Origin of the sequence: Nesterenkonia flava (assembly GCF_031432335.1) — a bacterium.
GTDB lineage: Bacteria > Actinomycetota > Actinomycetes > Actinomycetales > Micrococcaceae > Nesterenkonia > Nesterenkonia flava.
The window spans coordinates 22,694-43,081 of the sequence record NZ_JAVKGT010000021.1; the positions used below are offsets into that span (position 1 = coordinate 22,694).

Below are 20,388 nucleotides of genomic sequence, written 5' to 3' on the forward strand. Positions count from 1 at the left end.
TGGAGAACCGAGAGAAGAGGAAGAGCATGCCCAAGGAGATCTTTGTAGCATTCGGCATCGACGTCGACGCGGTTGGCGGTTGGCTGGGCTCCTACGGAGGAGAGGATTCCCCCGGTGACATCTCCCGTGGAATCTTCGCCGGTGAGGTGGGTGTTCCCCGTCTGAACCGGCTGCTGGCCAAGTATGAGCTGCCCAGCACCTGGTTCTGGCCAGGGCACTCTGTCGAGACCTTTCCTGAGCAGTTCGACGAGGTCGTCGCGGCAGGCCATGAGATTGGGGTCCACGGATACAGCCACGAGAACCCCATTGCCATGACTCGTGAGCAGGAGACTGAGATCCTGGACTATTGCGTGGATCTCATCGAACGCCGCGCCGGGCGTCGTCCCACCGGCTATGTGGCGCCATGGTGGGAGTTCTCCCCGGTGACCAATGAGCTTCTGCTGGAGAAGGGCATCAAGTATGACCACTCACTGATGCACCGTGACTTCGAGCCCTACTACGTGCGCGTGGGGGACAGCTGGGAGCAGTCGAAGATCGACTATGACAAGCCCGCCAGCACCTGGATGAAGCCGCTGACCCGCGGCGAGGAGACCGATTTGGTGGAGATTCCCGCGTCCTGGTACCTCGATGACCTTCCACCGATGATGTTCATCAAGTCCAGCCCCAACAGCCACGGATTCGTTAACCCGCGTCACATTGAGGAGATGTGGAGGGACCAGTTCGACTGGGTTTACCGCGAGTCCGACTATGCGGTTTTCACCATCACCATTCACCCTGACGTCTCCGGTCGTCCGCAGGTGCTGCTCATGCTGGAGCGTCTGATCGAGCACATCAATAAGCACGACGGCGTGAAGTGGGCCACGTTCGACCAGATTGCCGATGACTTCATCCGCCGCTCACCCCGCAAGAGCTGAGGGCGGGTACGAAGAAAAGAAAAGTAAGGAACGGCCGGCGGCTGACACGGCGCCACCGCAAGCCGCCGGCCACCTCACCCACGATTGGAATCACACACCGGAATGAGGAAACCTCATGTTAACATCCACCCCTGAGCAACCGCAGCGCTTGCCGAAGATCTCCGGTAAGCAGACCGTCATTGTGGCCATCATTTGCTTTGTGGCCTGGTCCATCGCGGTCTATGACTACATCCTGTTCGGTACCCTGCTGCCCCGTATCGAAGAGAGTTTTGGCTGGTCTCAGAGCTTTGCGCTTCTGGTCTCCACCCTCGCCAGTGCCGCCATCTTCGTTGTCATCATCATCTTTGGCCCTCTCGTGGACCGCATGGGACGACGCCGGGGCATGATGGCCTCGGTGGGCGGCACCGCAGTGGCGGGCGTGGCCACCGCCGCCGTCCAGGGCGCGACCTCCGTGGTCGCTGTCCGCGGCTTCACCGGGTTGGGCCTGGCGGAGCAGAACGTCAACGGCACCTACCTCAACGAGGTCTTCGCTCAGACAGAATCCAAGAAGATCCGCAAAAACCAAGGCTTCTTTTACGCGATGGTGCAGGCTGGTTGGCCCGTGGGAGCTCTGCTGGCTGCAGGTTTCGTAGCTCTGGTCAGCACCTGGTTTGGGGCCGAGAACTGGCGCATCGCCTTCTTGCTGTCCATCATCCCCTCCATCGTGGTGTTCGCTTTGATCTGGGTCTTCCTGAAGGAGACTCCCCAGTTCACGACCATGAAGCGGATTCGCGAGCTGCGGAAGGCCGGACGTGAAGACGAGGCTGAGGCGCTTTCGGCTGTCACCGGGATCACTGTGGAGAAGGAAGTCCCGCTGAAGCGGATCTTCAATGCCAAGCACCGCCGCAACACCATTGTGCTCTCCGTAGCGTGGACCTTGAACTGGTTTGGTATTCAGACCTTCTCTGTCCTGGGAACCACTGTTCTGGAGTCCGGCAAGGGAGTCGATGCCGATAGTGCGCTGCTGATGATCGTTGGGGCGAACATCGTCGGTGCGCTGGGCTACCTGACGCACGGTTTCCTGGGAGACCGCCTGGGCCGCAAGAACGTGATTGTGGGAGGCTGGCTCATTGCCGGTATCGCCTTCGCGGTCATGATGTTCGGACCGGATAACCCGGGCTTTGTGCTGCCCCTGTACATGATCGGCCTGTTCTTCCTGCTAGGCCCCTACGCGGCCATCATGTACTTCCAGGCCGAATGCTACGACGTGGACTGCCGGGCTACCGGTTCCGCCTTCATCAGCGCGTTCAGCCAGCCCGGTGCTGTGATCGGTGGTTTCATCCTCACCGGTCTGGTTGCCGCGGCATTCAGCTTCTCCACTGCAGCTCTGGTGGTCGGCGCCCTGGGTACCTTCGCCTCGGGCCTGGTCATGCTGGCTGCCAAGAAAGTCACCCCGGAGATGCCGGCCGAGGACGCGCCTCTGCCTGCTCTCCGTCCCACCGAGGACGTCGTTCAAGGAGTGAAGGGATAACACCTATGACGCAGATGCCAGTCACACTGATCAGCGGTGCCGCCTCAGGGATCGGTCGGGAGACCGCCGCGCTGCTGGCCAGCCGCGGGCACCGGGTGGTCATCGGCCACTATGCCGCAGACCCGCATGATCCGGACCAGACGCTGAAGAAGGTGCATGAGGCAGGCGGCGAGGGGATCGTCGTCGATCTGGATGTCGCCTCCACCGACTCCGTCCAGGCCTTCGCCGAGCGTGCCATCGAAGTGTACGGGCGCATCGATCACGTGGTGGCTAACGCAGGTATCCTTCGGCAGGTTCCGTACGCGGAGATGTCGGATGATCAGTGGGACGGCATGCTGCAGGTGGACTTGCACGGAGTCATGCGGATGATCCGTGCCGCCGCTCCACATTTCAGCCGTGGTAGCAGTATCGTGGCGATCTCATCCATCGCTGGAGGGGTTTATGGATGGGGAGAGCATGCCCATTATGCGGCTGCCAAGGCAGGACTGCTGGGGTTGATCCGAAGCGTGGCGGTGGAGTTCGGCCCCCGCGGCGTACGTGCTAACTCCATTATCCCGGGCCTGATCGAGACCCCTCAGTCCTTGGACCCAGTGAACTCGCTGGGTCCCGACGGGCTCCGGGAAGCGGGGAAGGATATTCCCTGGGGGCGCGTGGGGCGTCCGGAGGAGATTGCCAGTGTCATCGCCTTCCTGCTTTCGGAGGATGCCGCGTACGTCACAGGGCAGGACATCGTTGTCGACGGCGGCCTCACGGTCGCCATGAAAGGGTGAGCCACGTGAGTACTGCCTATGAGGTTCCCTCCTACGGGGGCATCCTGAGCGGCCGCCGGGCCCTCGTAACCGGGGCTGCCAGCGGCATTGGCGCTGCCATTGCCGCGCATATGGTGGCTGCAGGAGCTCACGTGGTCCTTGCCGATCGTTCAGAGTCGGTGCGCCAGGGTGCCGCTGCCCTGGGTGAGCAGGCTGCTGCGGCCGCAGCAGCCCAGCCGGAGGCAGTGGTCTTCGATGCTACCGATGAGCAAGCAGTGGAATCTGGTGTTGCCCGAGCCCAGGAGCTCATGGGTGGACTGGATGTGCTGGTCGCCTCCCACGGCATCGCCACCCAGTCACCGTTGGCACAGATGTCTCTGCAGATGTGGAACGAAACGATCCAGGTAGATCTGACCAGCGTGTTCCTGCTCAACCGGGCAGTGCTTCCCGGCATGCTCGACGCCGGGGAGGGACGCATTATCAATGTGGCCTCTCAGCTGGGACAGAAGGGCGGTACCGATGTGGCGCACTACGCAGCCGCTAAAGCGGGTGTGATCGCGATGACGAAGTCCCTAGCTCAGGAGGTCGCGGCACAGGGTGTCCTGGTCAACGCCATCGCGCCTGGTCCTGTGGAGACCCCATTGGTGGCAGGGCTGAGCGAGGAATGGAAGCGGGCTAAACGAGCGGAACTGCCTCTGGGTCGTTTCGGCACGGTGGATGAGGTGGCCCCCACCGCAGTGATGCTGGCCTCTTCACCAGCCGGGAACATCTATGTGGGACAGACGCTGGGTCCCAATAGCGGCGACGTGATGCTGTGACGAGGGCTTTCGCTTAAATGTGTGGCGCATGCGGTTCAAACCGGCAGGACTGGGCGGCTCCCGTGCTGGCCAGTTCCTATGCGCGGCCGGTGGTGGCCCGGATGCTCAGCGGCATCTCCCCGCAGATGAGCATCCGGGCCACGGCCGCAGGCTGGACGCTGACTGCTCCGGGTCGTGCTCTGGCGGTGGCCCAGTCCGGGGCAGATCTGCTGGAGCGGGTGGCGGTAACACTGCAGCGCCAGGGTACTGGGGCTGGACAGGTGACAAAAGCGCTTGCCGGAGTCTCCGCGCACCGGCCTCTGGAGCTGCGTCGGGAGGCTTTCCCCGCCTCGCGTGTGGGGAATGCGGAGCGAGGTTCTCCCGCGGTTTCCGCGGACCAAGTGATCCCTGCTTTCCTGGGGACGTCTCTCGCCGCTGCGCTCGCAGGGGACACCGCCCCCGCCGTCGTCGTGCTGGAAAGTCCTGCCGGCCTGTGGTCTCTGGACGTTCATCTTGAGGGAGGGTTTGCTTCTCTAAAGGCCTAGCAGAGGCAGGGCATTCGTTCCTCGTCCACGGAATCCGGGCGGGGCGCGCTGGGTTATGCTGCCATCCGTCGGCTCTGAACTCTACAATCTTCCGGCTCCGCACGAGTGCAGGCTGAGAGTTCGGGCCACTGAGGTGAGCCAGAGAAGTGGGAAGATGCTCAGCTCAAAGAACCGGTTTGTCCTCCGCCAGAGCTCCTTCGAGGAGGCGCCCTACCGTTTCGGTGAGCATTGAGACTCCCGCGATCAGATCCTCATCCCGGGTGAACTCCCGGGTGTTGTGCGAGATGCCCTCCACCGACGGCACAAAGAGCATGACCGTGGGCACAATGTCCTTCATATTGGTGGAATCATGACCGGCCAGAGTCTTCACTCTGCTGTTGGAGAGCCCCAGGTCGGCTGCGGACTTCTCAGCCAGCTCCACACCTTCGATCTGATACGGCGTCACGGGCCAGCAGTGTGAGAAGAACTTCTCAATACGGACGTTGGCGGCCTTCTCGATCTTTGCGAGATGTGCGTGTAGCTCGGCGTCGGCCTGGGCGAGAACCTCTTCATCCGCGGAGCGCAGGTCCAGGAGAAGCTCCACCTGCGAGGGCACCACAACGGGGGAGTTCGGATAGACCTTCAACTGCCCCACCGAGGTGTGCACTACCCCGGGGTGAGCATCGGCGATCTGCCGTGCCGCAACCACCAGCATGGAGGCCCCCAGGAGGGCATCCTTTCGGTCCTCGATGAGCGTCGAACCGGTGTGAGCCTGCTCGCCGTGCACCCGGAAGCCGTACTTATTGGCAGCCCAGTTGGAATCCACCACTCCGATCGTGACGCCGGCGCGTTCCATGCCCCGGCCCTGTTCGATGTGAATCTCGGCGGCAAAGGCCGCTTCCGGGCCTTGTCCCGTGCCCAGACAGCCGATCGTCTCCAGCGCATCGCGCACCGTGATCCCGGCTGCGTCTGTGGTCTCGAGAGCCTTCTCAAGCGGAAGTTTCCCCGTATAGACGGAACTTCCCATCATGGAGGGCTGGAACCGAGACCCTTCCTCGTTGAACCAATTCACCACCGCGAGGTTGTATCGCGGGGAGCGCAACCCCTGCTCGACCTCCTCGACCAGCCGGAAGGCGGCATGCGCGGCAGCCAGAACACCGTAGGCGCCGTCGTACCGTCCCGCAGTGGGCTGAGAATCCAGATGGGAGCCGACGACGACGTAAGGGGCTCCGGGGACGAACTCCTTCAGCCCGAACTGGTTGCCCACATGATCGAATTCCACGTGGAAGTCGTTCTGCCGCAGCAGCTGGCTGAACCATGCTCGCTGCTGGCCGTCTGCCGGTGTTCCTGCCTGCCGGTCGACGCCTCCATCCTCAGTGGCGCCGAAGGTGCACAGGACGGCGAAATCCTCGATGAACAGGGCGTCCTGTCCGGTGAAGTTAGTGGGGTTGGGTTCTGGATGGGATGCCCCCATGACAGTCTCCTCATGATTCATAGGAATGCGGTGCTGATGTGCGAATCCGCGTCAGTCGGAAGCAGTACGGGGAGAGCGTGTCCTCGGATCCTGCAGGAGGTGGATGATGGACGGGCGACCGCTGGCCGCGGCTCTGCGGAAGGCCTCCTCGAAGTCTTCCGTGCGCTCGACCCGTTCGCCGTGGCCGCCGTGTGCACGGGCCCATTGGGCATAGTCCGGGTTGGTGAGGTGGGTGCCGCTGGGGCGCTCGGGGTAGTGCAGTTCCTGATGCTCCCGGATGGTGGCGAAGCACTGGTTGTCGACCACCAGAACGATGATGGGGCAGTCATAGCCCACGGCAGTGGCAAACTCCTGCCCGTTCATGCCGAAGTCTCCGTCCCCTTCGACGGCGAGGACTTGCCGACCTGGAAACCGCAAAGCAGCAGCGACCGCTGCGGGGACGCCCATTCCCATGGCACCGTTGCGCGGTGCCGCGAGCGAGTCTGCGGTGGTGTGCTGCAGATAGCGGGCAGCCCACAGGGCGTGGTTCCCCGCCCCGTAAGTAATGACGGCATCATCGTTGAGTTCCCGCTGCAGCACTTCCATGCACAGTCCCATATCGGCCCCGGCCCCGCCATCGGGACGTGGGGAGGTATAGGCCAGATACGCCTGGCGGCCTTCTATTAGCCACGCTGGATCAGCGGAGGTGCTGGCCGGGACAATGCCCAGTGCGCGGGCGAACTCCCGGACCCCGGCAACGATGTGCTGATCAATGCGTCCAAAATGTCCCAGGGGATCTCCGGGAAGGACGAGCACCGTCTCTGCCTGCAGGCCCTTGGTATACCCGTCGCTGAGCACATCCGTGCGTGCGCATCCGACAAAGATCAGCAGATCAGCGGCATCGTACCGCGCGGCGAGTTCGTCACTGCGGCCATATCCCAGGGAACCGATATAGCTGTTGCCGCCCTCCAAGATGTGCGGAACAGCGTCGTAGGCTCGGAAATCAGCGGCAACAGGAACACCGGCGCTGGCGGCCCAACGGACCAGGGCCTCCCCTGATGACTGATCCCATCCTTCGCCTCCCACCACCAGCAGGGGGCGTTGCGCCTCACGCAGCCGCTGGGTGAGTTCGGCCAGATCATCGGGGGATGGACCGGGGGCTGCCACGGTGCGGGGTGGTACGGCCTGGCTGCTGACGGGCTCCACGAGCAGGTCCTCCGGCAGCCCGACGACTACGGGCCCCGGACGTCCGGCGGCAGCAGTGTGAAGAGCATCCGCGACCACTTCTGCAGCGGTTTCGGCATGATCCAGCGTGATGACTTTCTTGGCCGTGCTGCCGAACCATCCGGTCAGATCGAACTCCTGGAAGGACTCCCGCCCGCGGTCTGCTCGGGGGATGAGACCCACAAAGAGCACCAGGGGGGTGGCGTCCTGATAGGCAGTGTGGACAGCGATGAACGCATTGGCTGCCCCGGGGCCTCGGGTCACCATAGCGACTCCAGGAACCTCGCTCAGGCGCCCTTCAGCCAGTGCCATGAAGCCTGCTCCGCCCTCGTGCCGGGCCACCACCGTGGTGATAGAAGAGTCATGGAGTCCGTCCAAGACATCCAGGTAGCTTTCCCCGGGAACCGCATACACGCGCTCAACGCCTGCGCGCTCCAGCTGGGCGACGATTAAGTGGCCCACCGAGGTGGTCTTCGGCTCGGGGAAAGTGGTGCTCATAGAGTGTGGTGCCTCCCTGGGGAAATCGGTGAAACCCGCGCTGCGGGCCGTTTTCATCCTGTCACTCTCCGTCGTCGAAGGGATTAGCCATTAGCCTCGGCATTCCCTGGTTATGATGTGCACATGCACACTCCGGAGCTGCCAGAGGATCGTTGGCGTGAGCTGGTCAACCGGCTGCGGGGGTCTCTTCCGCGGATGCAGGACGAATTCGTGGAACGGGTTGCCAAGGTGGCGGAGTATTCGGACGAGGCGGTCTCACTGCCGGATCTGCGGGAGACGGCCGCGGTCTCGATCGGACTGATTATCGACGCGCTCTCCGGCAAGCAGCACTACCCCCGAATGCTGCATTTTGGTAGTGAGCTGGGCACTCGTCGTGCCAGGCAGGGCCTTTCGGCCGACGCCGTCATGTCGGCCGTACGACTGGACTTTCCAGTCATCTGGTCAACCTTGCTGGAAGAGGCTGAGGACGAGGACGCGGTGCTTCTGGCCTCTCGCGCAGCAGATGTGTGGAGGGTGGTTGAGGACTACGCCCACGCTGCGCGCTCCAGCTACATCGAGACCAGAAGTCAGATGGCTCAGGAGGAGGCTGGGGTCCGGCAAAAGTTCATCGCCGCACTTTTCGGGGCGCAGGGGCGACTGCAGGAGACCCGGGAAAGATTCGCCAAGACGTTCGAGGTTCCTTCAGAGTGCCCCTATGAGATTGCGGCGGCAACAGGAAGAGGTGCGGAGCAGCTGCGCAGCATGGCCAATCTTCCCAACCGACGCTCCCGGATCTTCACCTATGAGGCTGAGGACTATGTCTACGTGTTCTGGCCAGAAGCAGGCTCCGGCGTGCGGACCCCGGACATGCGAGCTGAGCTGCGCTCAGTCCCGTGCGGACTTGCCTGGGCCGGGGGAGGGCTGAAGGATCTGCCGGCTGCAGCGCGCATCAGCGCGGCGCTGGCGGATCTCGCAGACCCCCTGCACCCGGGGCCGAGCACGGTGGAGACAGACTGGCCCCGTCTGGCCCGGACCCGTATGGACTCCATCGGCGTTGAGCTGGGGGCGGTGTTGGCCCGGCAGCTGGGACGTCTGCGTGAGGACGAACGCGAGCGGGTGAAAGAAACGGTGGAGTGCTTTCTGCGCAGTGGCAGCGTCTCAGCCGCAGCTGATGAGTTGTACTGCCACCGCAACACCATCCTGAATCGGCTGCGTCGCTTCCGCGAGATGACCGGCCTGGACGTCACCGTTCCTGTCCAGGCGGCGCGAGTCGTCGTGGCCTGTTCCTGAGGTGACGAGGAGCCTCTCACCCCCGGCAGAGTCAGCGCCTCAAATTGTGCACATGCCTAATGCGCTGCTGAAGATGCTGTGCAAGTTCTCCCTTGTGGAGCCCACACGGGGAATGAATAGTTGATGAACACCACCGCGGCACAGTGTGGAACATCACTCGCTCGATGACCCATCCGCGCTGACGCAGGTGACGCGACACACCCGTCCTACGGAAGGTACGTCATGTTCAAGAAATCACTGCGCCCCGTCGCCGTGCTCGGGATCGCTGCGCTCGGCCTCAGCGCTTGCGGGGGAGGCAACGGCGGCAGTGGCGAGGGGGACACCATCGAGCTGCGGTTGACCTCATACCAGCCGCCCAACGCCGCTGAACCACAGGCCACAGAACGATGGGCACAAGAGATCGAGGAGCGCACCGATGGGCGCGTCTCAGTCGAATTCTTCTATCAGGAAGCACTTCTGCCCGGTGGAGAGACTCTTCAGGGCGTTGCCGATGGACGCGCGGAGATGGGTTACATCGCCGATGCCTACTACCCGGCAGAGCTCCCGCTGACCAATGTGGCAGGACTGCCGTTCCTCACCCACAGCCCGGAAGCCCAGGGCCACGCGTTCGCCGAGCTGTACGAGGAGAACGAAGACTTCCGCGCCGAGTGGGAGAACCAGGGCGTGCACGTGCTGACCTGGGCTCCTGTGCCGCCGAACGTGGTGGCCGTCAAGGAGGAGCCCAGCGGTCTGGAAGACTTCGCCGGCCAGCAGATCCGGGCCATCGGATACTCCGGCCCCGCCTTTGAGATGGCTGGCATGAACCCGATTGCTCTCTCCCAGGGCGAAGTCTACGAAGCGCTTCAGCGCGGCGTGCTGGACGGCACCTCCGGTGGATCCCTGGACATCCTCATCGACCGTGACTACCAGGAGGTGGCTCCCCACTTTGTGGACCTGAACTCCGGCAACTACGCGGTCACCATGAACGTCATCAACAAGCGCGTCTGGGATGACATGCCTGAGGACATTCAGGAGATCATCACCGAGGTCAGCGCGCAGTACATGGATACGTACATCGAGGTGCTCGCCGATCACGAGGAGGAAGCCTGTGACGCGCTGCTGGAGGCAGGCGGGACGGCGACTATTCTCCCCGAGTCCGAGGTCGCCCAGTGGCAGGAGGAGGCATCCTCCCAGGTGCTGGAGCAGTGGCTCGCTGATGCAGGTAACAACTCTGACGCGGACGCGCAGGCCTTTTACGACTCCTACACGGAGCTTCTTCAGCAGTACGAGGCCGAGGCTGAGTATGAGCCGGCTCTGCAGCGCTGCGCCGATCGCCAGTAACCCAAGGTGCCCACATGACGCACAGCGAAGCTGAACAGAAGCGTCCCGGCATCGGCGGGCGCGCCGTCACTTTGATGGCGCGCCTGCTGGCGGGCGTGGCAATGGTGATCATCGTCTTCATGATGGTTGCCACCGTGGCAGATGTGCTGCGACGGGAAACCACTGGTCGGGCCATTCCCGGCGTGATCGAAATGGGCGAAGTTCTGATGGTCGCCTCAGTGTTCCTCGGGCTGGCTTTTGCTGAGACGCGTGGTGCGCACGTTCACATGAACATCGTCCTGCGGAGGCTTCCTGAGCGCACGGCCGCGGTGGTCACCAGCGTCGGCCTGGTGCTGGTTCTGCTGGTGGTGGGATGGATGGCCATAGTGACCGGGGAACGAGCATGGGCCGCGTTCCAGACGCAGGAGTATCGCTTCGGGCTGGTGCAGATTCCTGTCTGGCCGGCGCGTATCGCACTTGCTCTTGGACTGGCCGCCTACTTCTTCTCGCTGCTGCCTCGTCTCAGCGATGCTCTTCGAAAGATCAGGAGTGTGCCCTAGATGGAAGCTCTTCCCGTTGTTATCGCGATTATCCTTCTGTTCTTCCTTCTGCTGGGCGGCATTCCCGTAGCTATCGCGCTGGGGGCCACCGGCATCGCCGGACTCATCCTGATGGGCGGCTTCGAACTGGCCAGCAGCGTCATCGGCGGTACCACCTACTCCTCAGTGGGCCGAGCCAATCTTGTGGTGGTCCCCATGTTCATCCTGATGGGCATGCTCACACTGCACAGCGGCATCGCCCAGCAGCTGTTCGCACTGGCCTCACGAGCGCTGAAGAAGCTCCCCGGAGGGCTGGCGGTCTCCACCATCTTCGCCTCGGCCGGATTCGGTGCAGTGACCGGTTCCTCCCTGGCTTCTGTCGGGACCCTGGGGCGGACCGCGATCACCGAGATGATCCGCCATGGCTATACCAAGACGTTTGCTTCGGCTGCCGTCGCCGTCTCCGGCTCCCTGGCTGTGCTGATCCCGCCCAGCATCATCCTGGTGCTCTACGGCACGATGACCAATGAATCCGTTGGTGAGCTGCTGATGGCCGGCATCATTCCGGGCATTCTCTCCGCAGTGATGCTGGCAGGGTTCGCGATTCTCATGGCCAAGCGCAAGCCCGCCCTGATCAGCGTGGGTGGCACGGACCAGAGCCCCGAGACCGGACGGAAGCGCCTGGCCGAGGCCGGGATTCCCGACGACGGCGGCATCGACCTCAGCCCCGCTTCAGCGGTGCGGGCGATCCTCGCGCTTGCCCTCATCTTCACGATTGTGATCGGCGGCATCTACTCGGGTTTCTTCACCCCCAGCGAGTCGGCAGCGATCGGTGCGGTGGTCGCGCTGCTGCTGATCGTGACGCAGTACATGAAGACTCCGCGCAAACTGCTGCACAATCTCTCGCTGGCCCTGCGCGAGACGGTCTCCCTGAACTCCTCGATCTTCCTGATCCTGGTGGGTGCAGGAATCTTCTCCTACTTCCTGGTCACCGCAGGCGTCCCCACAGCGCTGTCCAACTTTGTGGTGGACCTTCCCGTGCCTCCTGAAGTCGTGGTCATCATGCTGCTGTTGGTGCTGATACCCGGTGGCATGTTCCTGGACTCCATCTCCCTGCTCGTCATCACGGTGCCTCTGGTCTACCAGCCGATCACCGATCTCGGATTTGACGGGCTGTGGCTGGGCATCCTCATCGTCAAGCTCATCGAGCTGGGCATGATCACCCCGCCCATCGGGCTCAACGCCTTCGTCACTGCAGGAACAACCCCCGGGCTGCACGTGGACCAGGTGTTCCGGGGCACCTTCCCGTACTACATCGCAGATTTCGTGATCATCGCTGTGATCTTCATGTTCCCGGAGATCGTCACGTTCCTGCCTGAAATGTCAGCCGCGTAGAGAGGGCGATGATGGCACATAACACAGACCTTCTGACATCTCTGAGCCGCGTGGAGTTTCCCACTCTGGGGCACTTTTTGGAGGACGGTTTCTGCTCACTGGCGATCAAAGCGATCGTGGATGCGCCTCGGATGGTGGGCACAGCGGCTACGCTGCGTCTGCCCGATGCCGATGCCGTAGCGGTCAACAGAGCCGTCCTCGCCCTGGAGCCGGGACAGGTGCTGGTCATCGACATGTGCGGAGACCATGAGCATGCACCGGTCGGCGCGGTCACGATCGCTGCCGTCCAAGCGCAGGGAGCTGCCGGCGTCGTCGTCGACGGTGCCGTTACTGACCGCCGGGAACTGAACTCCACCGCTGGCGGTCGGACACCGCTGCCGGTCTTCGCCCGGGGCACGACCGCATTGACCACCAAGAGGAAGAACTCCCAGGAAGCCGAATTCGGTGTCCCGGTCACCATCGACGGCGTCACCGTGCGCCCCGGTGACGTGGTGCTGGGTGACGGCAACGGTGTGGTCATCCTCAGTCCTGAGACGGCGGCGTCGGTCGTGAAGGAAGCTGAAGCCTCCGACGACGCCGAGCCGGCCATTCTGCGCCGCATCGCCGCAGGAGAACCGTTGGAGAACATCCTCTACTTGGGATAATCGTCCCTCCCGCTCAGGAAGGAAACACTGTGACCGAGCACCATGAAGCCGCAGCCGAAACGGGGTTCCGCACGCAGAATCCCGCGACCAACGAGGTGCAGGCGCGCTACGACTGCCTGACCGGCCAGGGCGTGGAAGCAGCGGTCTCCGCGGCGCACACCGCTTATGGACCGTGGGCGGCCCGGCCTATGGAACAGCGTATTGAGACTGCCCGCCGTATCGCCGAGCTCTGTGAACGCGACTCAGGGGAACTGGCCCGGATCATCACAGCGGAGATGGGTAAGTCCCTGCATGAGGCAGAGGATGAGGTTCAGACGTGCGTGGACATCTTCCGGTATTACGCCGATCATGCACCGGCGCTCACCGCGGATCAGGTGATCAAACACGAAGGCGGATTCAAAGCGGTGCTGCAGAGTCGTCCCCTGGGCGTGCTGCTGGGCATCATGCCGTGGAATTTTCCGTACTATCAGGTGGCCCGTTTCGCCGCCCCCAATCTGATCCTGGGGAACACTGTGCTGCTCAAACATGCTGAGACGTGTCCGCAGTCAGCACTAGCCCTGGAGAGCCTCTTCCGGGAGGCAGGCATTCCCGAGGGGGCATATCAGAACATCTTCGTCACACACGAGCAGATTGAGACGATCATCGCCGATGAACGGGTGCAGGGTGTCTCCCTCACCGGCTCTGAACGCGCAGGGGCAGCGGTGGCAGAGATCGCCGGTCGTCACCTGAAAAAGGTAGTTCTGGAGCTGGGTGGCTCCGACGCTCACATCTATCTGCAGGCCCGCGATATCCGGGCCGCTGCACGTCAGGCGGTGCAGAAGCGCATGTTCAACATGGGACAGGCCTGTACCTCGAACAAGCGGCTGCTAGTGGCAGAGGAGCTGTACGAGGAGTTCCTGGATGAGACGGTACGTGAGGTCAGCCGGCTGCTGCCGGGAGATCCGGCGAAGCCTGCGGCAGACACCTATTATCCGCTCTCCTCGGAACGAGCCGCTCAGACACTGCACGAGCAGATTCAGCGAGCCGTGGCTCAAGGGGCTGTGCTGCATACCGGCGGCGGACGCCCGGAGCAGCCCGGGGCGTGGGTGGAGCCCACCGTGCTCTCTGGGATCACCCCGGAGATGGACGCGTACACGGAGGAGCTGTTCGGTCCGGTTGTCATGGTCTACCGGGTCAAGGACGCGGCGGAGGCGGTGGCTGTGGCCAACAGCTCGCCGTACGGCCTCGGCGGGGCTGTATTCTCCGCAGACCAGAGCGAGGCTATTGAGGTGGCCCAGCAGCTGGACTCGGGCATGATCAACGCCAATGTGGGTGGGTCAGAGGCTGCTGATATGCCCTTCGGCGGTATCAAGCGCTCTGGCTTCGGGCGTGAGCTGGGGCCCTTGGGCATGGATGAGTTCGTCAATAAGCGGCTGCTCTACATCAGCGAAGGCGCCGAGGTCTGACGGCAAGTGCCCTAGCTGCGCCCGGCCCGCTTCCAATTGGTGCCGACCCTCTGCATATGAATGCGGGTGCGGTCGGCCCGGAAGAAGTCATTCGCGTACTCTGCGGGAGCCCCGTGCGGGTCATAGGTGACGCGACTGATCTTCAGCAGACCCGCCCCGGGCGCGACTTTCAGAAGCGCTGCCGCCTCGGGGGAGGACGCCGTAGCCTCCACCGTCTCCTCCGCGCGGTCCACTATCAGCTGATATCGGCGGGTGAGCAGCGCATAGAGGGAGCCGGTGAGGTCCTCGCTCAGAAGTCCGGGGTAGCGCCGGGCCGGGAGCACAGAGGTGTCCAGTGACCAGGATTCACCACCCACCAGCCGCAGACGGCGGATGCGCAGCACGGGTTCTTCGCGCTCGAGGCGAAGAGCTCGGCGCTCTGAGGGTGCGGGTTGAGCCATCACGGCTTCCAGGACCTGAGTCTCGACGGAGAACCCCTGACGGCGCACCATATCGGGCACCCCCTGGACGGTGTTGAGGTGGCGCTGGATCTTCCCATCATCGGCAAAGACTCCGCCGGTTCGCCCCATAGAGCGGCGGATCAGCCGCTCAGACTCCAGGCAGTCCAGGGCTTTGCGAAGCGCCGGCCGGCTCACCCCCAGAGTAGAAGAGAGGCCACGCTCGGTGCCGATGCGCTCCCCGGGCCGGAAATCCTGCTCGCGGATCAGCCTCAGCAGGCGAAGCCGTACCTGCTCTGTGCCGGAATCCTCCTGCCGATCATCCACGCCTTCATCCTAGGGCTGGCCCCCGTTGCCGGTGTTCACCGGGTCAGGACGCTCAGCGACTCATCCAGTGCCTGGGTCGCCCAGGGAATGTCCTGCTCGCTGAAAGGCAAGGGCGGGCGCAGCTTCAGCACATTGCCGTGGGGACCGGCCACCGAGGTGAGCACTCCCCGGCTGCGCAGCTCCTCCAGCATCGCCAGTGCAAGGTCCCGAGCCGGTTCCCTGGTGTCGCGATCCCTCACCAGTTCGAACCCGATGAAGAGCCCCGACCCGCGGACATCACCGACATTCTCATGCGCGGTAGCGAGCTGACGGAAGGAATCCAGCGCCTGAGCCCCGACGTCGAGCGCATGGGCCTGCAGGCCTTCACAGCGGATCACCTCCAGCACTGCTTGCGCCGCAGCCATAGACACCGGGTTCCCGCCGAACGTGCTGAAGTACGGGATGGTGTCGCTGAAGCTGGCCAGCACCTCTGACCTGGCCAGCAGTCCAGAGACAGGGATGCCGTTGCCCATGGGCTTTCCCATCGTGATGATGTCGGGGGAGACACCGTGACAGGCAAAACCCCAGAATTCTTCTCCGGTGCGGGCGAAGCCGGGCTGAACCTCGTCAGCAATGAAAACCCCTCCGGCTTCATGTACGGCGTCGATGGCCTCTTTGAGGTAGGTTCCGGGCAGCACGCCGTCGGAGGAGAAGATCGAATCGGCGATGAATCCGGCGAAAGTGACCCCCTGTGAGGTCATCTCCGCAATAGCGTCACGAATCTTCTGGGCGAACCACGCGCCGATGTCCTTCACGCCGGTGCGGTAGGAGTCCGGCGCGGGCAGTAGCCAGACATGCTCGCCGATGGGCTGGCCAGAACCGAGAGCAGGCGAGATGGAGGAGGTCAGCTCGGAGGTGCCGTGATAGGCCTCAGCAGTGGCGATGAGCCCCGTGCCGCCCGTGTAGGCCTTCGCCACGCGAATCGCCAGATCATTGGCCTCAGAACCGGTGCACATGTACATGGCCTTGTAATCGCCCGCGGTGAGGTACTCCGGCAGGGTCGTGCGCAGCTCCTCCGTGTAGTCCAGGATGCGCTCGTGGAGGTAGCGGGTATGGGTATTTAACTGCTGCATCTGCCCGTGAACGGCGTCCACCACAGCGGGATGGGCGTGACCGATGCTGGCCACGTTGTTGTACATATCCAGGTACTTATTGCCCTCGGCGTCCCAGAGGTACTGCCCCTGCCCTCGCACCAGGTGCACGGGCTTCCGGTAGAAGAGACGATAGGAGCCGCCGAGGACCTCCTGCCGGCGCTCAGTGAGCCTGCGGGTCTGCTCGTCCAGCGCTGCGGCATGCTCCGCGCGGAACGAGTTGGTGTCCATGATGGTGGAGCGAGTAGCCATGGGTGTCCTTTGCGAGTCTTGCGGAGCGGATCTCACGGAAGAAGGTGCCCAAACCCTCCTGGGTGAGTAAACGGTGATGGATTCCATCCTGTCAGCCGGTTCGCTGCTGCCGTCGACCCTGGTGTTTCAACCAGATGAACAGATCAGCCTGCTGCATAAATGGTCTGTGACAACTCTTTCCCTGTGTGACGTCGGTGTAAAACATCATGCTGGTGCCTTCCCTGGCTGCCGGAGAGCGTGCCACAGTACTTCAGTGGTGCCCAGACCTCCTCTTCGTCCCGTCAAGAGGAGAACTTTTCATGACTCAGCTCAGCTCCGCCGGACTTGTCACCGCGGACCCCTTCACGGCCTTCGCCGCCTTGCGCAGGGGAGACGCCGCGCCTGATTGGCTCATGCATGCGGTGGCGAAGGGATGGGGCCTGAACCCCGCCCGGATCACCGCACACCTGATTGCCGTCTCAGAGAACGCCACCTTCCGGCTCGATCTGGATGGGGCGCCTTATGCCGTCCTGCGAGTGCACCGCCCTGCCTATGTGGATCCGCACCAGATCGCGTGTGAGCTGATCTGGGTGCAGGCGCTCGCCGCCGAGACTGAGGTTGCCGTGCCCAAAGTGCTGCCCCTGGCGGACGGCTCACTAGTGCTCGCAGTGCACGACGACGCCGGCGCCTCCCCCTCTGACGAGGAGCCCTGGTATGTGGTGGCCTTCGCGTTCGTGGACGGTGAGGTGCTTGAGGATATGTCTGATCCGCGCCCCTATTACCGGCAGATTGGTGAGATCACAGCCCAGTTCCACGAGCAGTCTGAACGATGGCACCGTCCTGAAGGATTCGACCGGTTGACCTGGAACCTTGAGGACATGCTCGGGGTGAACTCTCGATGGGGAGACTGGCGGCATGCAGATCTCACACCTGAGCAGCGTCAGATCATGGAGGAGGCTGAAGCTCAGGCGCGCAGCGATGTGGCGCCCCTAGTAGCCGCCCCGGAGGGGAGAGGCCTCATCCATGCCGACCTGCGCCCCTCCAACATCATGAGCACACAGGGTTCCCTGACCGTCATCGACTTTGACGACTGCGGGCAGGGCTGGTTCCTTTATGACTTTGCCTCAGCATTCTCCTTCATCGAACACGAGGCCTACACCCCGAGCATCGCTCAGGATTGGTTAGCGGGCTACACGAGTGTGCGCCCCCTCAGCGAGACGCAGGTCCGCTATGCCTGCGCGCTGAGCATGATTCGCCGGCTCCAGATGGTGGGGTGGACGACGACGCACCGTCCGGACGCCTTGCCGGCGGAGATTTGGGATGCTCAGCTGCCTGGCAGCGCGGAGGTCGCACGCAGATACCTGAACTCGCCAACGTGGCTGCTGGACTGAGTTGCGTCTCCGTAACCAGGTGATAGCAGTGCCGTAACAGTCGGTTGGGACTCTGGAGAGGACCTTCCTGAAGCGCTGCAAGGAGTACACCGATGACCACGACAGCCCCGTTCGGCAAGACTGCCGCGGAACCACTGGTTCCGCTCCATCCTCTGGAGCCGCTGGCGCCGGAGGAGATCACAGCCGCTTCGACCGCGGTGAAGCAGCATCCCGACTATCACAGCGGCATGCGCTTTGTGTTCATCGAGCTGAAGGAACCCGCCAAGGAGGACGTCTGGTCCTATGAGGCGGAGGGTTCGCCCGTGGTTCGGGAGGCGTTTGTTGTTCTCCGCGACCGCGCCGCACAGCAAACTCTTGAAGCAGTGGTGGACCTCACGGCCAGCGCTGTGACTTCCCTGACCGTGATTCCTGAGGCGCAGCCGCCCATGACGGAGGAGGAGTTCCTCTTTTGCGAGGACATGATTCGGGCGGACCCCCGCGTGCAGGAGGCCCTGGCCAAGCGCGGGGTCACCGACCCGGCTCTGGCGATTGTGGACAAGTGGGCTGCCGGTTACACCACCGAGGAGGACCATCCGGGGGTCCGGCGGATCTCCCGTCCGATTCTGTTTATCTGTGAGGATGAGAACGACCCCAACGGCTATGCCAAACCGGTGGAGAACCTCATTGTGACCGTGGACCTCGACACCCGGGAGATCCTTGCCGTGGAGGATCACGGCGTCGTCCCCCTCCCGGAGAAGAAGGGAAACTACACAGCCGCAACGATCACGGATCCGGAGAACTCGCCGCATTTTGAGCAGGTGCGTGAGCCGATGAAGCCCCTGGAGATCACCCAGCCTGAGGGCCCCAGCTTCACTATGGAGGGCCATGGCATCGCCTGGGCCAACTGGAAGCTGCGCATCGGCTTCACCCCGCGTGAAGGCCTGGTGCTGCACAACATCACGTACAACGACCGCGGGACCGAGCGCCCCGTGCTCTACCGCGCATCCTTGGCCGAGATGTACGTGCCCTACGGGGATCCCGGGCATACGCACTGGAACAAGAACGTCTTCGACGAGGGCGAATATGGCCTCGGCGGGATGGCCAACTCCCTGGTGCTCGGCTGCGACTGCCTGGGCGAGATCACCTACCTGGACGCCTATGTGTGCACGCAGGACGGGGAACCAGCGAAGATCCAGAACGCCATCTGCATCCATGAAGAGGACTCCGGCGTCGGCTGGAAACACACCGACTATCGCACGGGTGAGGGCGAGGTGCGCCGCAACCGACGTCTGGTGATCAGCATCTTCACCACCGTGGGCAATTATGACTACGGCTTCTACTGGTATCTCTATCTCGACGGCTCGATCGAGTTCGAGGCCAAACTCACCGGCATCCTTTCTACGGGCGCCTTCGAGGGCGAACGACCTAAGTACGGCACGGTGCTCGCCCCGGGGCTCTACGGGCCTAATCATCAGCACTTCTTCGGCATGCGACTGGACATGAACGTGGACGGCCCCGCCAACAGCGTCTACGAGGTCCAGGCCGAGGTGGCCCCCGAGGAAGAGAACGTCTGGGGTAACGCATGGTACGAGTCGAAGACCCTGCTGGCCTCGGAGTCCGAGGCGCAACGTGTGGCGGACCCGCTGCGCGGTCGCAGCTGGATCATCACCAACGCCGGGAAGAAGAACCCGGTCACCGGCAATGACATCGGCTACAAGCTGGAGCTGGGCGGGAGTATGGCCCTGCCACTGGCCCAGCCGGGTTCCCAGCAGTATGCGCGCGGCGGTTTTGCGCGCAAGCATCTGTGGGTCACGGCTTTTGACGAGCGGGAGCGCTATGCGGCAGGAGAGTATGTGCCGCAGAACCCAGGAGGGGACGGCCTTCCCAAGTATGCTGCCGCTGACCGGTCTCTGGAAGGCGCTGACCTGGTGGTCTGGCCCATTCTGTGTGCTCATCATGCGCCCCGCCCCGAGGACTGGCCGGTGATGCCCGTGGCCACAGTGGGCTTCCACCTCAAACCCTCCAGTTTCTTCGACGGCAATCCGATGCTGGACTACCCCGCGGAGACTCCTTCCCATGGCTCATGCTGCGGCGGGTCTGGCTGCCAGTGCCACTGAGCGCCCCCTCCCTGAGGGCACGCCTGCCTGAAGTAGTGCGCCGCCTCGCGGCAGTCCTCGCCTTGGTATCGGCCCTCCTGCACGTGATGATGCTTGGAGACGGGAGTCTGGTCGCAGGGGTGCTCATCGCAGCCATGGCGGTGGTCTGTTTCCCCTGTGCCGGGCATCTGTGGCGTGAGTCGTCCCCGCGCACGTGGACGGCGCTGGCCACGATGAATGCGCTGATGCTGGGTCTTCACGTGTGGCTCCTGCTGCAGGGAGGTCATGGCTCGCATGGTCCGGGGGAGGACAGTGCCGCAGTCGGGGTGGAGCATGGCCATCACGGTCTGCCGCTGAGCCATCTGCCGCTGGATCATGAATCACTTCTGATGACGGCCTCCGTGGTTGCTGCTGCGGAGGTGGTGCTGGCCGCTGCGGCGCTCATGTGTGGACGAGTCTCCCGCGGCCTGCGGGAAGTTTCCCGCCCCGAGACGGATCGTTCATACGCCTGAAACACACATGGGGTCTACTACTGGT

The 20,388-nt window shown here is 63.3% G+C and carries 18 protein-coding genes; 14 read left to right on the plus strand and 4 right to left on the minus strand.

Annotated features, from left to right (window positions below; all coding sequences use genetic code 11):
* Nucleotides 1–26 precede the first annotated feature (26 nt).
* The 5 genes from RH857_RS08885 (at nt 27) to RH857_RS08905 (ending at nt 4,515) form a co-directional block, all read left to right on the plus strand.
* Nucleotides 27–914, plus strand: a complete 888-nt coding sequence (locus RH857_RS08885; protein ID WP_310537622.1) for a polysaccharide deacetylase family protein — start codon at nt 27–29, stop codon at nt 912–914.
* A 115-nt stretch (nt 915–1,029) separates the two neighbouring features.
* Nucleotides 1,030–2,424, plus strand: coding sequence for an MFS transporter (locus tag RH857_RS08890; RefSeq protein ID WP_310537623.1), 1,395 nt, complete (start codon nt 1,030–1,032; stop codon nt 2,422–2,424).
* Between the two features lie 5 nt (nt 2,425–2,429).
* A complete protein-coding gene (locus RH857_RS08895; protein WP_310537624.1) occupies nt 2,430–3,194 on the plus strand; it encodes an SDR family NAD(P)-dependent oxidoreductase in 765 nt (254 codons plus the stop codon).
* 5 nt (nt 3,195–3,199) lie between these two features.
* Nucleotides 3,200–3,991 (plus strand): SDR family NAD(P)-dependent oxidoreductase, encoded by a 792-nt coding sequence (locus RH857_RS08900; RefSeq protein WP_310537625.1) that lies wholly within the window; start codon nt 3,200–3,202, stop codon nt 3,989–3,991.
* A gap of 62 nt (nt 3,992–4,053) precedes the next feature.
* On the plus strand, nt 4,054–4,515 hold the full coding sequence (locus RH857_RS08905; protein WP_310537626.1) for a hypothetical protein: 462 nt from the start codon (nt 4,054–4,056) through the stop codon (nt 4,513–4,515).
* A gap of 163 nt (nt 4,516–4,678) precedes the next feature.
* Here RH857_RS08905 and RH857_RS08910 read toward each other — a convergent pair whose 3' ends face one another.
* Together RH857_RS08910 and RH857_RS08915 are read right to left on the minus strand one after the other, a co-directional pair.
* Entirely contained in the window at nt 4,679–5,968 is a 1,290-nt protein-coding gene (locus tag RH857_RS08910; RefSeq protein WP_310537627.1) for a M20 family metallo-hydrolase, read from the minus strand.
* Nucleotides 5,969–6,019: 51 nt separating this feature from the next.
* Nucleotides 6,020–7,669 (minus strand): thiamine pyrophosphate-dependent enzyme, encoded by a 1,650-nt coding sequence (locus RH857_RS08915; protein ID WP_310537628.1) that lies wholly within the window; start codon nt 7,667–7,669, stop codon nt 6,020–6,022.
* A 123-nt stretch (nt 7,670–7,792) separates the two neighbouring features.
* On the opposite strand from RH857_RS08915, the gene RH857_RS08920 reads away from it, so the two are divergent.
* From RH857_RS08920 to RH857_RS08945, 6 genes are all read left to right on the plus strand, one after another.
* Nucleotides 7,793–8,938, plus strand: coding sequence for an RsbRD N-terminal domain-containing protein (locus RH857_RS08920; protein ID WP_310537629.1), 1,146 nt, complete (start codon nt 7,793–7,795; stop codon nt 8,936–8,938).
* Between the two features lie 222 nt (nt 8,939–9,160).
* Entirely contained in the window at nt 9,161–10,258 is a 1,098-nt protein-coding gene (locus tag RH857_RS08925) for a C4-dicarboxylate TRAP transporter substrate-binding protein (protein ID WP_310537630.1), read from the plus strand.
* 14 nt (nt 10,259–10,272) lie between these two features.
* Entirely contained in the window at nt 10,273–10,797 is a 525-nt protein-coding gene (locus RH857_RS08930; RefSeq protein ID WP_310537631.1) for a TRAP transporter small permease subunit, read from the plus strand.
* Nucleotides 10,798–12,171, plus strand: coding sequence for a TRAP transporter large permease (locus RH857_RS08935; RefSeq protein ID WP_310537632.1), 1,374 nt, complete (start codon nt 10,798–10,800; stop codon nt 12,169–12,171).
* Between the two features lie 11 nt (nt 12,172–12,182).
* Nucleotides 12,183–12,815: an RraA family protein gene (locus RH857_RS08940; protein WP_310537633.1), complete on the plus strand. Its 633-nt coding sequence runs from the start codon at nt 12,183–12,185 to the stop codon at nt 12,813–12,815.
* A gap of 29 nt (nt 12,816–12,844) precedes the next feature.
* Nucleotides 12,845–14,260, plus strand: coding sequence for an NAD-dependent succinate-semialdehyde dehydrogenase (locus tag RH857_RS08945; RefSeq protein ID WP_310537634.1), 1,416 nt, complete (start codon nt 12,845–12,847; stop codon nt 14,258–14,260).
* Nucleotides 14,261–14,271: 11 nt separating this feature from the next.
* Here RH857_RS08945 and RH857_RS08950 read toward each other — a convergent pair whose 3' ends face one another.
* Together RH857_RS08950 and RH857_RS08955 are read right to left on the minus strand one after the other, a co-directional pair.
* Nucleotides 14,272–15,024, minus strand: a complete 753-nt coding sequence (locus tag RH857_RS08950; protein ID WP_310537635.1) for a GntR family transcriptional regulator — start codon at nt 15,022–15,024, stop codon at nt 14,272–14,274.
* A gap of 35 nt (nt 15,025–15,059) precedes the next feature.
* Nucleotides 15,060–16,406, minus strand: a complete 1,347-nt coding sequence (locus tag RH857_RS08955) for an aspartate aminotransferase family protein (protein WP_310537636.1) — start codon at nt 16,404–16,406, stop codon at nt 15,060–15,062.
* Nucleotides 16,407–16,705: 299 nt separating this feature from the next.
* Between RH857_RS08955 and RH857_RS08960 the strand changes: the two genes are divergently transcribed.
* The 3 genes from RH857_RS08960 (at nt 16,706) to RH857_RS08970 (ending at nt 20,363) form a co-directional block, all read left to right on the plus strand.
* Entirely contained in the window at nt 16,706–17,776 is a 1,071-nt protein-coding gene (locus tag RH857_RS08960; protein ID WP_310537637.1) for a phosphotransferase enzyme family protein, read from the plus strand.
* Between the two features lie 92 nt (nt 17,777–17,868).
* The gene (locus tag RH857_RS08965) at nt 17,869–19,872 is read left to right on the plus strand and encodes a primary-amine oxidase (RefSeq protein ID WP_310537638.1); all 2,004 of its coding nucleotides are present in this window, start codon (nt 17,869–17,871) and stop codon (nt 19,870–19,872) included.
* A complete protein-coding gene (locus RH857_RS08970; protein WP_310537639.1) occupies nt 19,863–20,363 on the plus strand; it encodes a hypothetical protein in 501 nt (166 codons plus the stop codon). The genes RH857_RS08965 and RH857_RS08970 overlap by 10 nt, the downstream gene beginning before the upstream one ends.
* Nucleotides 20,364–20,388 lie beyond the last annotated feature (25 nt).